General features: G+C 48.7%; 15 protein-coding genes. 14 read left to right on the top strand and 1 reads right to left on the bottom strand.

Features of this window, described 5'->3' with window-relative positions; genetic code table 11:
- The first annotated feature begins 20 nt into the window (after positions 1–20).
- The 11 genes from GPK90_RS03270 to prfA all read left to right on the top strand — a co-directional run bounded on the left by GPK90_RS03270 (position 21) and on the right by prfA (position 10,374).
- Positions 21–452 (top strand): C-GCAxxG-C-C family (seleno)protein, encoded by a 432-nt coding sequence (locus GPK90_RS03270; RefSeq protein ID WP_215702143.1) that lies wholly within the window; start codon positions 21–23, stop codon positions 450–452.
- Positions 453–740: 288 nt separating this feature from the next.
- Positions 741–1,634, top strand: a complete 894-nt coding sequence (locus GPK90_RS03265) for a LysR family transcriptional regulator (RefSeq protein ID WP_215702142.1) — start codon at positions 741–743, stop codon at positions 1,632–1,634.
- Positions 1,635–1,851: 217 nt separating this feature from the next.
- Positions 1,852–2,877, top strand: coding sequence for a FecCD family ABC transporter permease (locus tag GPK90_RS03260; RefSeq protein WP_118600149.1), 1,026 nt, complete (start codon positions 1,852–1,854; stop codon positions 2,875–2,877).
- Positions 2,874–3,698, top strand: a complete 825-nt coding sequence (locus GPK90_RS03255) for an ABC transporter ATP-binding protein (RefSeq protein WP_215702141.1) — start codon at positions 2,874–2,876, stop codon at positions 3,696–3,698. The genes GPK90_RS03260 and GPK90_RS03255 overlap by 4 nt, the downstream gene beginning before the upstream one ends.
- Positions 3,695–4,642, top strand: coding sequence for an aldo/keto reductase (locus GPK90_RS03250; protein ID WP_118600147.1), 948 nt, complete (start codon positions 3,695–3,697; stop codon positions 4,640–4,642). The genes GPK90_RS03255 and GPK90_RS03250 overlap by 4 nt, the downstream gene beginning before the upstream one ends.
- 54 nt (positions 4,643–4,696) lie before the next feature.
- Positions 4,697–5,812 (top strand): ABC transporter substrate-binding protein, encoded by a 1,116-nt coding sequence (locus tag GPK90_RS03245; RefSeq protein ID WP_215702140.1) that lies wholly within the window; start codon positions 4,697–4,699, stop codon positions 5,810–5,812.
- Between the two features lie 35 nt (positions 5,813–5,847).
- Positions 5,848–6,360, top strand: a complete 513-nt coding sequence (locus GPK90_RS03240) for a hypothetical protein (RefSeq protein ID WP_215702139.1) — start codon at positions 5,848–5,850, stop codon at positions 6,358–6,360.
- Between the two features lie 284 nt (positions 6,361–6,644).
- On the top strand, positions 6,645–6,854 hold the full coding sequence (rpmE, locus tag GPK90_RS03235; protein WP_015552500.1) for a 50S ribosomal protein L31: 210 nt from the start codon (positions 6,645–6,647) through the stop codon (positions 6,852–6,854).
- Between the two features lie 260 nt (positions 6,855–7,114).
- Positions 7,115–8,116: a DUF1385 domain-containing protein gene (locus GPK90_RS03230; RefSeq protein WP_118530175.1), complete on the top strand. Its 1,002-nt coding sequence runs from the start codon at positions 7,115–7,117 to the stop codon at positions 8,114–8,116.
- Positions 8,113–9,288, top strand: coding sequence for a HemK/PrmC family methyltransferase (locus GPK90_RS03225; RefSeq protein ID WP_252197333.1), 1,176 nt, complete (start codon positions 8,113–8,115; stop codon positions 9,286–9,288). The genes GPK90_RS03230 and GPK90_RS03225 overlap by 4 nt, the downstream gene beginning before the upstream one ends.
- 12 nt (positions 9,289–9,300) lie before the next feature.
- The gene (gene prfA, locus GPK90_RS03220; RefSeq protein ID WP_118530173.1) at positions 9,301–10,374 is read left to right on the top strand and encodes a peptide chain release factor 1; all 1,074 of its coding nucleotides are present in this window, start codon (positions 9,301–9,303) and stop codon (positions 10,372–10,374) included.
- A gap of 222 nt (positions 10,375–10,596) precedes the next feature.
- Here prfA and GPK90_RS03215 read toward each other — a convergent pair whose 3' ends face one another.
- The gene (locus GPK90_RS03215; RefSeq protein ID WP_215702138.1) at positions 10,597–11,934 is read right to left on the bottom strand and encodes an MATE family efflux transporter; all 1,338 of its coding nucleotides are present in this window, start codon (positions 11,932–11,934) and stop codon (positions 10,597–10,599) included.
- Between the two features lie 511 nt (positions 11,935–12,445).
- On the opposite strand from GPK90_RS03215, the gene rfbA reads away from it, so the two are divergent.
- From rfbA to rfbD, 3 genes are all read left to right on the top strand, one after another.
- On the top strand, positions 12,446–13,348 hold the full coding sequence (rfbA, locus tag GPK90_RS03210; protein WP_015552504.1) for a glucose-1-phosphate thymidylyltransferase RfbA: 903 nt from the start codon (positions 12,446–12,448) through the stop codon (positions 13,346–13,348).
- 162 nt (positions 13,349–13,510) lie between these two features.
- Entirely contained in the window at positions 13,511–14,548 is a 1,038-nt protein-coding gene (gene rfbB / locus GPK90_RS03205; RefSeq protein ID WP_117483303.1) for a dTDP-glucose 4,6-dehydratase, read from the top strand.
- A gap of 73 nt (positions 14,549–14,621) precedes the next feature.
- A complete protein-coding gene (rfbD, locus tag GPK90_RS03200; RefSeq protein WP_117483302.1) occupies positions 14,622–15,470 on the top strand; it encodes a dTDP-4-dehydrorhamnose reductase in 849 nt (282 codons plus the stop codon).
- Positions 15,471–15,662 lie beyond the last annotated feature (192 nt).

Below are 15,662 nucleotides of genomic sequence, written 5' to 3'. Positions count from 1 at the left end.
AAGAACCGGAGGAAGAGAATATGCTGAGAGATAACGTAAAAAAATACTATCTGGAACAGGATTATAATTGTGCGGAGGCGATCTTACGATGTATTGACGAGGAATACGGGATCGGTCTTACGGAAGACGATTTCAAGCTGGTCAGTGCGTTTGGCGGCGGAATGGGATGCGGATCATCCTGCGGCGCATTATGCGGTGCGATGGCAGCACTGGGACGGCTGACGGTAAATACCCGTGCCCATGCGACCGATGGTTTTAAGGATACGTGCGCGGACCTTGTAGAGGAATTCCGCAAGAAGCTTGGAAACACAGACTGCTCAGAGCTGGTAAAGATCTATAAGAAAGACGATGTGCGCTGTCTGGAAACCGTCTGTCTTGCAGCAGATGTATTTGAAGAGTTCTATAATACGTATATTGCAGAAAATAAGATTGGGAAAATTAAAGAAATGTGAACGGACGGAATAGGTTACTGCACACGGGTAGGAATTTTCTGAACTGAAAATTCCGTACAATACAGTGGTGGTAGTGGATTTTGCTGATTCGGAATGCGAAGCATCGGCAAAATCAGTTACTGTTTGCGCAAGGCGTGTACAGTAACCGGAATAGAACTGATATACTGTGAGAATTGTTCAGAGACTTGCAACATCAAAAACCATGTAGTATAATATATACGGTTAGCAAGAACTAACTTATATATTTTAAACATTTATAGTCCTAATAGATCAATACATGGTGAAAAAATGACATTACAACAACTGAAATACTACTGCATGGTCTGCGAATGCCACAGCATTACGCAGGCCGCGAAAAAATCTTTTGTGACGCAGCCCGCGGTCACGGCTGCGATCCGTGAACTGGAGAAGGAATATGCGGTCCGCCTGGTGGATAAGGAAGGAAAAAGTATCCGACTCACGAAGGCGGGGGAAGGATTTTACCAATATGCGTCTCAGATGCTGGATCACGCGAAGGAATTCGATGACCAAGTACATAGTATGGTAAAACTTACGAGAAATCTGCGGATCGGACTGACAAAATCTGCGGGTTCTGCCGTCTACATGGAGTATTTTTCAAATGAGGCCGAAAAGTATCAGAATGTGGAGATAAAAGTGACCGTGGATTCTACATCAGAGCTGATCGAGAAACTGCGGGACAAGAAGCTGGATGCCGTTCTGGTCCTGAATCACGGTGGAGATCCAATGGAAAATGATTTGGAATGGGCGGAACTTAAGACTACAGAAATGCTGTACTGTGTCTCGAAAAACCATGCGCTGGCACACGAAGAGCGGATCACAGTACCGATGATTGCGAAAGAAAAGATGGTATCCACAAAACACGATCATCACAAGACAGAGGCATTACGGCAGCTGTTCTTACAGGCAGGTTATGAGGAGGGGCCGCAGGTCTTATGGAGATACGATCAGCAGAGCACGGCGCTTCAGATGATCGCCGCAAATATGGCGACAGGGTACTTTCCGGCGGAGGCAATCTGTCAGAATGATGGAATCGTTGGAAAACAGCTGGAAGGCGATAAGTCTGTTCCAATCTGCATTGCCTGGACAAAAGATAGCTGGAAGCAGGAAGAAGTGCAGCAGTTTATAAAAGAAATCATGAAATTTTACGGGGCGGTCCGATAGCGGGCCGTCTTTTTTGATGCGCACTCGCGCAAAGATGTAGATTGTCGCAAGCGACCGCGCTCGGCGGAAGAATGTGCCAGGCTCATTTTTAATATATCATAGCTTTTATTTATAAATGAATAATTTAATTTATTTTACAAAATTCAGAAAATGATGTATAGTTAGCCATATCTAATTAGTCACAACTAACAGATAAGCCATGTGTAAGGAGACAACAATGGATCGAGGAATTCTGGAAAATAAAAAAAGACCGGCGATGTTCATCATGATCATCGCTCTGATCGCCCTGTTTCTGGTACTGATCTGTGTAGGACGCTATCCGATCAGTCCGTTTCGGGCATTCGAAATTATAGGGAGATCGTTCGTCGGAAAGACCGATGGAATGGATGTATACGAGTCAAGTGTGATACTGAGTATCCGTCTTCCGAGAATCCTTATGGGAATTCTGGTGGGAGCCGGGCTTTCTGTTTCCGGCGCGATTTATCAGGCCGTTTTCGGAAATCCGCTCGTAAGCCCGGATATTCTCGGAGTTTCTTCGGGAGCTGGATTTGGCGCGGCATTGGCGATCCTGTTATCGTGCGGCATGGCTGCCACACAGGTGACCGCACTCGGCTGCGGCCTTCTGGCAGTGGTGGTCGTTCTGAACCTGTCACGCATCAAGAGGCGCAGCGAACTGTTCGTGCTGGTGCTATCGGGCGTTATTGTGAAGTCCATGTTTGATGCGCTAGTTTCTTTTATCAAGTACATCGCGGATCCGGAGGACAAGCTTCCGACGATCACCATGTGGCTGATGGGAAGTCTGGCAAATGTCTCATACAGGGATGTCCTGCTCTGCGCAGCAATTGAGATTCCGTGTCTGGCAGTGGCCATGATCCTTCGCTGGAAGATGAACCTGCTTTCACTGGAACAGGAGGAAGCCAGATCTTTAGGAATCAACGTCAAAAAGCTTCGTCTCGCCGTGATCCTGATCGCGACGATCATGACTGCGGTCACCGTGTCCGTCTGCGGCATTATCGGATGGATCGGGCTGGTGATTCCCCATATTGCGCGACTTCTGATCGGAAATGACCACCGGACACTGATTCCGGCAAGTGCTCTTATGGGTTCGATCTACCTGCTGTTGATCGATACGGCAGCCAGGGCGGCAACAGCGGGAGAGGTTCCGCTATCCATTCTGACAGCGATGGTCGGCGCTCCATTTTTTGCCGTGATCCTCAGAAAAACGTCAGGAGGCAGGGAATGATACTGGAAGTAAACAATGGCAGTTTTTCTTATGGACAAAGGGAAATCTTGAGGAATGTCTCATTCTGCCTGGAGAAGCAGAAGATCATGACGATCTTAGGTCCGAACGGTGTGGGAAAAACGACTCTTCTAAAATGCATCATGGGTTTTTTGCCATGGAACAGGGGAGAGGCGCGGATCCTTGAGAAGAATTTAAACGCATATTCCGATAAAGAACTCTGGAAACAGATCAGCTATGTGCCGCAGGCAAAACGGAGCGCATTCTCCTATGGAGTTCTGGAAATGGTCGTCATGGGGCTCGACAAAGAGAACAGTTTCTTCTATACCCCGAAAAAAGATCATTTTGACCGGGCTAATGAGATGCTAAAGGAACTGGGTGTCGGAAAACTTGCTGGGAGGTACTGCAACGAACTGTCCGGCGGCGAGCTGCAGATGGTAATGCTTGCGCGGGCATTGGTCTCAGGACCGAAACTTCTGATCTTAGATGAGCCGGAGTCAAATCTGGACATGAAGAACCAGCTGCGGGTTTTGGACGCGATCTCGTATATCAATCAGGAAAAGAATACGGCCTGCATCATCAACACACATTTCCCGGCCCATGCGCTGCAGCTGTCAGATAAGACGTTGCTGCTGGGACAAAATTATCGGCAGAAGTTTGGAGACACGGCGGAGATCATTACCGAAAACAATGTGGAAGAATTTTTCCAGACGCATGCCAGAATTCTGGATTTTTCAGCGGAAGGAAGAACCTACCGAACGATCGCACCTTACCGGATCACTGACAATGACCGGGAAGATGAGGAAGAGAGGAGAGAAAAATGAAGTATACAGTTTTAGGACGTTCAGGAATTTCCGTGTCCAGAATTTCCATGGGGACCCATCATCTGAACGATCCGGCAGATATGGACAAACATGTTCAAAACTTCTTATATGCCTATAAAAAAGGAATCAATTTTTTTGAGACATCCGTCACCTACGGGGAAGGATATTCGGAACTGATACTGGGAGAGGCGGTAAAAGAAATGAAAAAGGAAGGCCGCCCGTTCTTCATCATGTCAAAGACACATGCAGGAGATCATGAAACATTTAGACGGGATCTGGAAAATTCCCTGAAACGGCTTGGTGTGGACAGCATCGATGCGTTTACCTGCCTCTGGGGCGTTAAAAGCGGCGTAGAATGGAGCGGCGCGAAGGCATATGGAGCACTCAAAGAGATGGAGAGGGCCAGAGAAGAGGGACTGATAAAACATATCGCGATCTCCGCGCATATGAAAAATCAGGAACTCGAACCGATCGTAAAAGAGTATCCCTTTGACTACAGTGTGCAGGGGTTCAATGTGGTCAACAGCGCGTACCGGGCGGACGGACTGAAAGCAACATGGGAAAGCGGGGCGGGAACCATAGCCATGAATCCGCTGGCAACGGGAGATATTCTGAAATATTCCCATATTTTTGACGCGATACGGATCCGGGAAGATCAGAGTCTCGTGCAGGCGGCTTACAGCTATGTGCTGTCGATCCCATGGGTACATTCCGTTCTGGGAACCTTTAATTCAAAGGAACAGATCGATGAGGCATTATCTGTTCTGGAAGAAGCGCCTTACAGTGAGGCGGAACTGAAAAAAGTGCAGACATGTCTGAAAGAGAGAATTAGAGGTACTTCTCTTAAAGAGCGGATCGACACTGGAAAAGGATTGCGCCAGAGACCGTATATCCTGCGGGAAGAGGCGGCAGATCTGATGGAGGTTTATCCTTTAAGTGTTTAAATAAGGTATTCATATAGCATTATAAATTTAGAAAACTAACGGAGGAATAAAGACATGAGAAAAATGATGGGATTCGTTTTAGCGGGAGCTGCTGCATTTGTGCTGACTGCCTGCAGCGGAAACAATGCCAGCCAGAGTACGGAGGCGGCTGCGACAACAGTTCCTGAGACGCAGACAGAAGCGGCAGCTGAGACGGAGAGCGGAAGCTATACAGTCACAGATGTGCGCGGAAAGGAGATCGAATTTGACGCGGTTCCGGAGCGTGTTGCCACAGTCGGCAAGCCGTTCCCGTCCATCTACTATGCGATCGAGGGCGCAACGGACAATATCGTCGGCTGCAACCCATCTTCCATCACAGCGTACAATGAAAGCGTGCTGAAGGATATGTACCCGCAGCTGGAAAATGCAGAGACAGACTGGTGCACAAAGGATTCCACCGTAAATGTTGAGGAACTCCTGAAACTGCGCCCGGATGTTGTATTCATCTATTCGACGAATGACAAGGAAATCGAGAAGATGGAAAACGCGGGACTTAAAGTTGTGGCACTTCGAAGTGCGGAACTGGACAGTGTAAAAGAAAATCTTCAGATCATTGCAGCTGTTTGCCAGAAAGAAGAGCGCGGAGAGCAGCTGGTGCAGTATATTGACGAGGGAATCGAGGAGGTCACCTCATGCCTTGCCGATGTGTCAGAAGAGGACAAACCGACAGTCGTTGAGCTTTACAGTGATATGAATGTGTCCGTAAAACAGTATGACCACTGGATGATTCCGAGTGGAGCTAAAAATCCGGCGGAAGATCTGACGGGAAAAATGGCAGAGGTTGATATGGAGCAGATGCTTTTATGGAATCCGGATATTATCTATATTGGAAACCATTCAGATCTGATGCCGTCTGATCTTCTTGAGAATAAACAGGATGGAAGAGACTGGTCCGTTATCAATGCAGTGAAGAATCATCAGGTCTATAAAATCCCGATCGGCGCTTACCGTTGGGATCCGGCAGGTGTGGAGACACCGCTCATGGTCAAGTGGGCTGCAAAGATCCAGTACCCGGATATTTTCGCTAATATGGACATGAAAGAGGAAGTGAAGGAATTCTTTGAGCTTGTTTATCAGTATGAGTTGACAGATGAACAGGTCTCTGAAATCCTGGACAACAGACAGAAATAATACATGAGGAATCTTAAGAAAAAGGAGAAATAAAAATGGAAAAGATTACAGTGCTTGAAAAGGGACAGAAACTTGAATTCAGCTTCGAGGACCTGTTAAAGTATCACGGAGTAGGATATCCGGGCGGTGTAGCACACGCGTTTCAGGTCATGCAGAGAGCGTTTCCGCTGCTTGATGACGGAAAACTTCTGGAGCGCAGGGAAATCGAGCTCGTCACCGCATTTCCGGGTCCTGGAGGACGGGATGCTTTCGAGATGGTGACCCGCTGCGTTACTGACGGACAGATCCATGTGGACAAAGATCTGCCGGAGGCAGCAGGCATTCTGGAAAGCCCCCATGGAAGATATTATTTCCGGTTCAGCTACAGAGGAAAGACGGTGGTTGTCACCATTCGCCCGGGCTTTGTACGTCAGGATTTTATTGAGATGGCAAGAAAACCAAACCGCACCGAGGAAGAAGAGGTGATCCTGGCACAGATGAAGCGGGATATGGCAAAACGTCTTCTTGATGCAAAGCCGGAAGAGGTTTATGACGCAGTGATTTTATAGGAAGGCAAAGGCTGGCTGCCGGTGGAAAACTCTGCCCGCGGTCGGCCTTAACCTGTTTTACGGGGAGATAATGGGGAAAAAGCAGGACTCGTGAGAACAATTGTGGATAATCCACTAAAATCACAAAAAATCAAGGAAAATCCACTTGCATTAGCAATATGTATATGCTATAATTATTAAGCTGTTCTGGCGGAACAGGACATATGGCTGTAAAGCTGTATTATTTTTTATTAACGTAACGTGACTGTCAGTCATGTACCAAAAATTTTAAAGAGGTGAAAATCATGAAACAGGGAATCCACCCAAATTACTATCAGGCCAAGGTCGTTTGCAACTGCGGTAATGAATTTGTAACTGGTTCTACCAAGAAAGACATTCACGTAGAAATCTGTTCCAAATGCCATTCATTCTATACTGGTCAGCAGAAGGCTGCTTCCGCTCGCGGACGTATCGAGATGTTCAACCGTAAGTATGGTATGAAAACAGACAAATAAGGTTTGATTAGTGAAAGGTTGAGCTTTTGGATAACTCTGAAAACTCAGCCTTTTTTGTCATACAGGGAATCAAGGAGAAAAAATCAACGCAAGCTTGCTTGCAGGGGATTTTTTCTCTTTGATTCCCGCACAAACATGAACAAGCAGCCATTTTTCGTAAGAAAAATGAGCGGATTGTGAATGTTTGTGGAGAATCGCGGGAGCACGCAGTGCGGAGCGATTCTGGTATGACACTATGAGACATATATGGAGGTAAAATCTTGAAATATTCCGGTATCGGGGGACAGGCAGTATTAGAAGGTATCATGATGAAGAATAAGGACAATTATGCCACGGCTGTCAGAAAGCCGGATGGTGAGATCGTCGTAAAAAAAGATACCTATGTGAGTATGACTGAAAAAGTAAAGTTTTTCTCCCTGCCGTTTGTGAGAGGAATCTTTAATTTCGCGGACTCCATGATCCTGGGAATGAGATCGTTGACTTGGTCGGCCAGCTTTTTTGAGGACGACGAGGAAGATGAGGAACCGGGAAAGTTCGAGAAATTTTTAATCGATACATTTGGCGAAAAAGTGGACAACATCGTCATGTCGGCGGTGATGGTATTCTCCGTCCTGATGGCGATTGCGATCTTTATGGTGCTTCCGCTCCTGATCGCGGGGATTTTCCGGAAATTTATCCACTCTGAGACTGTGATGGCAATCCTTGAGGGTTGTATCCGGATCGGGATCTTTATCACATATATCAAAGTGATCTCCCGGATGAATGACATCAAGCGGACGTTCATGTACCACGGGTCAGAACATAAATGCATCAACTGTCTGGAGCATGGACTCGTGCTCAACGTGGAAAACGTCAGAAAGAGCTCCAAGGAGCACAAGCGCTGCGGAACGAGCTTCCTTCTGATCGTCATGGTGATCAGTATCCTGTTTTTTATGGTGATTCGCGTGGACACGATCTGGCTGCGCATCGTCAGCCGTATCGTTCTGATCCCGGTGATCGCAGGCGTTTCCTATGAGGTTCTCCGCCTTGCGGGAACGAGCAACTCGAAGATCATGGACATCGTCAGCCGCCCGGGCATGTGGATGCAGGGACTTACGACGAAGGAGCCGGACGATTCGATGATCGAGGTGGCGATCGCTGCGGTGGAGGCAGTGTTTGACTGGAAGAAATATCTGGAAGAGAATTTCCCGGAGCAGTATCCGGACGGATACTTCGAAAAGGAAGGCCGGAGCGGAGAGAATGCGCAGGAGATCACGGCATGAGTGAGCACATAAAAAACATGGCGGACAGCTGTGGGCAGACCGCAGAAAACGAGAGCCTGGCGACGTCCCGAGATTCATTAAAAATCTGGGCTGATGTCCTGAATTACGGAAAGCAGGTTTTAAAGGACGCCGGGATCGCAGAGGCAGATCTCGACTCCTGGTACCTGTTTGAGCAGATCTTCGGGATCTCCAGGGCACAGTACTTTATGTGTGCGAGAGACCGGATCACGGATCGTGCAGCGCAGGGGAAAAGTGTGCCGGAACATAGTGCTGATCGTGTGAAATGTGGAAATAGCTCAGAAGAGAACCCGGATTCTCTGAAGCAGAAGCTGGACGCCTACGACGCAGCGTTAAAGAAGCGCGCATCCCACATCCCGCTCCAGCAGATCATCGGACAGCAGGAGTTCATGGGACTCTCATTTTTCGTGAATGAGCATGTGCTGATCCCGAGACAGGATACGGAGACACTGGTGGAGCTTGTATTGAACGAGCAGAAAGACAGGAATTGTTCCATTCTTGACATGTGTACCGGCTCCGGGTGCATTGCGATCAGCTTGAAAAAACTCGGTGGATACCGGCATGTGGAAGGTGCGGATATTTCGGAGAAAGCGCTGAAGGTCGCAAAGAAAAATGCGGAAGATATCTTAGGGATGGACAGAGATACTGAGCTGGTCAGCGTCAAAAACTGTGCTGACACTCCAGAACAAAATTGGCAAAATTTATCAGACAGTCAAAATAAATATGATAATTTTGCAAATTCCAAGTTATCTGGAGCATTAGATATAAGCAACTCTTCGGAGACAGTAAATTTCCGCCGTACGGACATGTTCCGCGCATTCCAGCCGTCGGAGAAGTTCGATGTGATCGTCTCCAACCCGCCCTACATTCCCAGCGCTGTGATCGAGGAGCTGGAACCGGAAGTGCGGGACCATGAGCCGCGGGGCGCATTGGACGGAACCGCGGACGGACTTTATTTTTACAGGATCCTGGCAGAAGAGTGCGGAAAGCATCTGACGCCGGGCGGACATGTATATTTTGAGATCGGATATGACCAGGGAGCCGCAGTGAAGGAACTGTTGGATGCCCATGGTTTTCAGGATACAAAAGTGATCAAGGATCTGCCGGGAAAGGACCGCGTCGTGTGCGGAACCTGGCAGGCTGCAGGTGTATGAGGAGGTATATCAATGTTTGACCGTTTGGATGATATGCTGCGGCATTATGAGGAACTGATGCTGGAGTTAAACAACCCGTCGGTGGCGGAGGACCAGAGAAGATTCCGCAAGCTGATGAAAGAACAGGCTGATCTGGCACCGATCGTTGATGCGTACAAGCAGTACAAGCAGGCGAAACAGGATGTCGAGGACAGCCTGGCACTTCTCGACGAGGAGAGCGACGAGGAGATGAAGGAACTTGCGAAGGAAGAGCTTGCCGACGCGAAGAAGAGGATCGAGGAGCTGGAACAAGAGTTAAAGATCCTGCTTCTCCCGAAGGACCCGAACGATGAGAAAAACGTTATTGTTGAGATCCGTGCCGGTGCAGGCGGAGACGAGGCAGCGTTATTCGCTTCCGAGTTATACCGCATGTATGTGCATTACGCGGAGAGCCAGCACTGGAAGACAGAGATGATCAACGTCAGCGAGAGCGGGATCGGCGGCATGAAGGAAGTCGAGTTCATGATCACCGGTCATGGCGCGTACTCCAAGTTAAAATACGAGAGCGGTGTTCACCGTGTACAGCGTGTCCCGGAGACCGAGTCCGGAGGAAGAATCCATACGTCCACTGCGACGGTTGCAATCATGCCGGAGGCAGAGGAGTTCGATGTTGTGATCGATGACAAAGATATCCGTATCGATGTCATGCGTGCGTCCGGTAACGGCGGACAGTGTGTCAACACCACAGACTCTGCGGTTCGTCTGACCCATATCCCGACCGGAATCGTGATCTACAGCCAGACGGAGAAGTCCCAGCTGCAGAACAAGGAGAAAGCATTCCGCTTACTGCGTTCCAAGTTATACGATATGGAGCTTGAGAGACGCCAGAATGAGGAGGCGGAGGAGCGCCGCAGCCAGATCGGTACCGGCGACCGTTCCGAGAAGATCCGTACCTACAACTTCCCGCAGGGACGTGTGACCGACCACCGGATCAAGCTGACACTCTACAAGATCGACGCAATCATGGACGGCGATCTCCAGGAGCTGATTGACAGCCTGATCGCGGCTGACCAGGCGGCGAAGCTTGCGAAGATGAGCGAGAACTAAAAAGCAGGAAATCATGCAATCGAAGATTCAGTGATCCTTCAGATATGTTGAGAATGCAAGGAAACTGAGGGAAAAATGAATCTGAGAGATAAAAAAGACTTTTCGAAAACAGGTCGTTTTATCGAACTGGATAAAACCAGGAAACGGTGAAACGAACTGATTCGAAAAGTCTTTTTTGGCTTATATGAAAGAAATCAGCCTGATTCTGAAAGATAGCCTCATTTACGAGAAAATGATCTTCTGCCACCGCCCGCTCTTATACCTGCAGAAGAAGAAGATCCCGCGCACGAGCCAGTCGATCGTCATCGCAACCCAGACACCGAAGATTCCCATATGAAACTCCATAGTCAGCAGATAGCTGAAACCGAACCGGAACACCCACATGGAGATGATGGAGAGGACCATGGTCACCTTTACATCGGCCGCGGCGCGCAGGGTGTTCGGCAGCGTGAAGGACAGCGGCCAGATTGTCACAACGCAGGCGGCATGGTACAGGATGATGTCGTTTGTGTACATCGCAGCCTCATCGGAGAGGTTGTAGATCGAAAGGATGAATGGCAGGGAAAGAATCACGATCAGGTTGGACGCGATCAGGCACAGATACTCGACGCGCATCATGTGCCTGGTATAGTACTTCACCTGCTCGAAATCACCGGCGCCGACACACTGGGCGCAGACTGTGAGGAGGGCAAAGCCGAAGGACATTCCCGGCAGGATCGCAAAGTTTGCAATATTGTTGCTGACTGCGTTTGCCGCGAGTGATGCAGTTCCGAGACCGGAGACAAGACTCAGCACGGCGATCTTTCCGAGCTGGAACATACTGTTTTCCAGACCGTTCGGGATCCCAATGTAGAGGATCTTTTTCAGCACATCCCATTTGATCTTAAACGGATACGGGTGCAGGATGTGGAGCGCATGTTCTTGGTTATTTAACAGGACAAGAATTACTACGCACGCCACGCCGCGGGATACGACCGTCGGGATCGCAACACCCTCAACGCCGCAGTGAAATCCGAAGATCAGGAGCGCGTTTCCGAACACGTTGATGGAGTTCATGAGGAGCGAAGTCTTCATCGCGATGTTGGAGTTTCCCATCGCGCGGAAGATCGCGGCTCCGGCGTTGTACATGGCGATCATCGGGATCGAGGCGAGAACGATCAGAAGATATGTGCGGCTGTCCTTCATGACTTCCGGTTCGATCTTTCCGAAAACATGGTACAGGATCACGTTCTGCCCGAGGTATCCAAGGATCATGATGAAGATCGAGAACAGGAACGTAAAGTTGAAGAGCTGGGCGGTCGCCTCACATCCGGTCTTCGGATCTTTTCTGCCGAGATACTGGCCGGCGATGACGGCGCCGCCGGTGGCGAGAGCCGTGAAGATATTGATGATGAGCAGCATGACCGTGTCGACTAAGGAAACTCCGGAGACGGCAGCTTCCCCGACACGCGCCACCATGATCGAGTCGGAAAGTCCCACGGCAACCTGAAGAAACTGATCTACGATCAGCGGGATGATCAGGCACACCAGGTCTTTTTGGCTGAAAAGACGGTTATTCATATGTAGATACATCCTCCTGAAAATAAATGAAATTGCAGAACATGGAGATCTTTCCATGTAAAGAAAAAATATAATACACGTTTTAACATATTTTTTTAAGTTATGCAATTAGGAAAAGTTCTGATTTTTAAGCGGAAGATGGGGAAAATATTGTGACTGTTCAGCAGACGGAGCAATGTATGTAAGAAGAAAATACATCGCATGATCAGGAAAAGTGTCCAGCATTTTGGGTACAGCGTGTAAAATACAAGGTGGAGAGCGAAAACATGGAAAAGTGGGCGGTTTTCTGGTGAAAAATGTGGACACAGGGCGGACTGACAATATGTTAGCGGGAGCATGGAGGACTCTCGGCGGGCTCCAAAGCACATCATTTTGTAAAAACTAACAAAAATCTTCCTGTTTTTTAAGAGATTTATAAGAGGAAGTCCCTTTAAAATATAAGTCACTTATGCTATAATGTCCCTAGTATAGGGCGTAGTGTGCCCAAAAACAGATGAGAAAAGGAGAGCATATGAAAGGAATCATACTTGCCGGCGGAAGCGGCACAAGACTGTATCCGCTCACGAAGGTAACTTCCAAACAGCTTTTACCAATTTATGATAAACCAATGATCTATTATCCGTTATCCGTACTGATGAATGCGGGAATCAGAGATATCCTCATCATCTCCACACCGGATGATACCCCGAGATTCGAGGCACTGTTAGGTGACGGAAAGCAGTTCGGCGTGAACTTATCCTACGCTGTACAGCCGAGCCCGGACGGACTTGCCCAGGCGTTTATCATCGGTGAAAAATTCATCAATGGTGACTCTGTTGCGATGATCTTAGGAGATAATATCTTCCACGGACAGGGCTTAAAGAAGCGTCTCCGCGCAGCCGCAGAGAAGGAGAAAGGCGCAACCGTATTCGGCTACTATGTAGATGATCCGGAGCGTTTCGGTATCGTTGAGTTCGATGAGACTGGAAAAGCGATCTCTATCGAGGAGAAGCCGGAGAAGCCGAAGTCCAACTACTGCGTAACCGGTCTTTATTTCTACGACAACCGCGTTGTGGAGTACGCAAAGAACTTAAAACCATCCGCAAGAGGCGAGCTTGAGATCACAGACCTGAACCGGATCTATCTTGAGAACGGGGAACTTGACGTAACCCTTTTAGGTCAGGGCTTCACATGGCTGGATACCGGTACCCACGAGTCCTTAGTTGAGGCCACAAACTTCGTCAAGACCATCGAGACCCACCAGCACAGAAAGATCGCGTGCCTGGAAGAGATCGCCTACACAAATGGCTGGATCTCCAAGGAAGAGGTTATGGCCGCATACGAGATCTACAAGAAGAACCAGTATGGCCAGTACTTAAAGGATGTTATCGACGGAAAATATATCGACAAACTGCCGGGACACGCAGATAAGTAAAACGAAAAGAAACAGCAGGATTTCAGCGCACTCACGCCCAAACACAAAGCGTTTGAGTGAAAGCTTCTGAATTGATACAGGAAAGGATGGAACATGAGCTGAGTGTATTCCTGTATGGAAATTTTGCAGTCAGAATCATGTTCATGAAGGAGAAATAAACACATGAAAATCATCGTAACAGGCGGCGCCGGATTTATCGGCGGCAACTTCATCCACCATATGGTAAACAAATACCCGGAGTACCAGATCGTAAACCTCGATCTCTTAACATATGCCGGAAACCTTGAGACATTAAAACCGGTCGAGAACAAGCCGAACTACAAGTTCGTAAAGGGTGATATCGCAGACCGCAAATTCGTATTCGACCTCTTCGAGAAAGAGAAACCGGATATCGTCGTAAACTTCGCAGCGGAGAGCCATGTAGACCGTTCCGTTGTAGATCCGGAGAGCTTTGTACGCACAAACGTTATGGGAACCACAACGCTGCTTGACGCATGCCGCACCTACGGAATCAAGCGTTACCACCAGGTTTCCACCGATGAGGTTTACGGAGACCTTCCGCTTGACCGCCCGGATCTCTTCTTCACAGAGGAGACACCGCTCCACACATCCAGCCCGTATTCTTCCTCCAAGGCAAGTGCAGACCTCTTTGTTCTCGCTTACCACAGAACATACGGACTTCCGGTGACGATCTCCCGCTGCTCCAACAACTATGGTCCGTACCACTTCCCGGAGAAGCTGATCCCGCTGATGATCAGCCGCGCTCTTGCTGATGAGGCACTTCCGGTATACGGAACAGGCGAGAATGTCCGTGACTGGCTCCACGTTTCCGACCACTGCGAGGCGATCGACCTGATCATCCACAAGGGCCGTGTCGGTGAAGTATACAACGTCGGCGGACACAACGAGCGCACAAACCTTGAGGTTGTCAAGACGATCTTAAAGGCATTAAATAAGCCGGAGAGCCTGATCAAGTTCGTAACAGACCGTCCGGGTCATGACAGACGTTATGCGATCGATCCGACAAAGCTTGAGACAGAGCTTGGCTGGAAGCCGAAATACAACTTTGATACCGGTATTCAGCAGACGATCCAGTGGTATCTGGACAACGAGGACTGGTGGAAGCATATCTTAAGCGGAGAGTACAGCAACTACTTCGACAACATGTACGGCGACCGTCTTGGAAAAGATTTAAAGTAAGTAAGATCATAAATCAGCCCTGCACCGAGGATTCTGGGGCAGGGCTGATTTTTTACGAAAGGAACAGACAGATATGAGAGTTTTAGTGACAGGCGTAAAAGGCCAGCTTGGTCATGACGTAGTAAACGAGATGGAAAAACGCGGGATCACTCCGATCGGAGTGGACCTCGCTGAGATGGATATCACCGATAAAGAGGCATGTGACCGCGTGATCACGGAGGCCAATGTCGATGCAGTGATCCACTGCGCAGCTTACACTGCTGTCGATGCGGCTGAGGACAATGTGGACGTGTGCATGAAAGTCAACGCAGGCGGAACGAGAAACATCGCGGAAGTCTGCAAAAAACTCGGCATCAAGATGATGTACATCAGCACGGACTATGTATTCGACGGACAGGGAACCCGCCCGTGGGAGCCGGATGACGAGAGACATCCACTGAATGTCTATGGACAGTCCAAATATGAGGGAGAGCTTGCAGTCGAGGAGCTGGTAGAGAAATTCTTTACCGTCCGTATCGCCTGGGTATTCGGCGTAAACGGAAAGAACTTCATTAAGACCATGCTCCGGATCGGAAAAGAGCGCGGAGCTGCTTCGGTCGTTGACGATCAGATCGGTTCCCCGACCTACACTTACGACCTCGCAAGACTTCTCGTGGATATGATCCAGACGGACAAATACGGCAGATACCATGCGACAAACGAAGGACTCTGCTCCTGGTATGAGTTCGCCTGCGAGATCTTCCGTGCAGCAGGAATGGATGTCAAGGTGACACCGGTCCACTCCGATGAGTACCCGGCTGCAAAGGCAAAACGCCCGATGAACAGCCGTATGAGCAAGGAAAAACTCACAGAGAACGGCTTTGAGCGTCTTCCGGAGTGGAAGGATGCCGTTGCAAGATATCTGAAGGAAATTACCTGGTAGGAACTGCCGTTTTGTTACAGTACACGGCACTCCATGCCCACGCACTGTAACAGGTTGTTGCCTATAAAAGGCATATGGCTGCCGGCGATGATATATTTTCGGCAGCCTGCTTATCTGAGAAATAAAACATCAGAAAAGCAAAAGACTTTTTGCTCTCAGTAGAATAATCTGTATATAGATAGAAAACTGCGG

Origin of the sequence: Clostridium sp. MCC344 (genome assembly GCF_018785365.1) — a bacterium.
Taxonomy (GTDB): domain Bacteria; phylum Bacillota; class Clostridia; order Lachnospirales; family Lachnospiraceae; genus Pilosibacter.
This window is presented reverse-complemented; position numbering and strand designations above follow the sequence as displayed.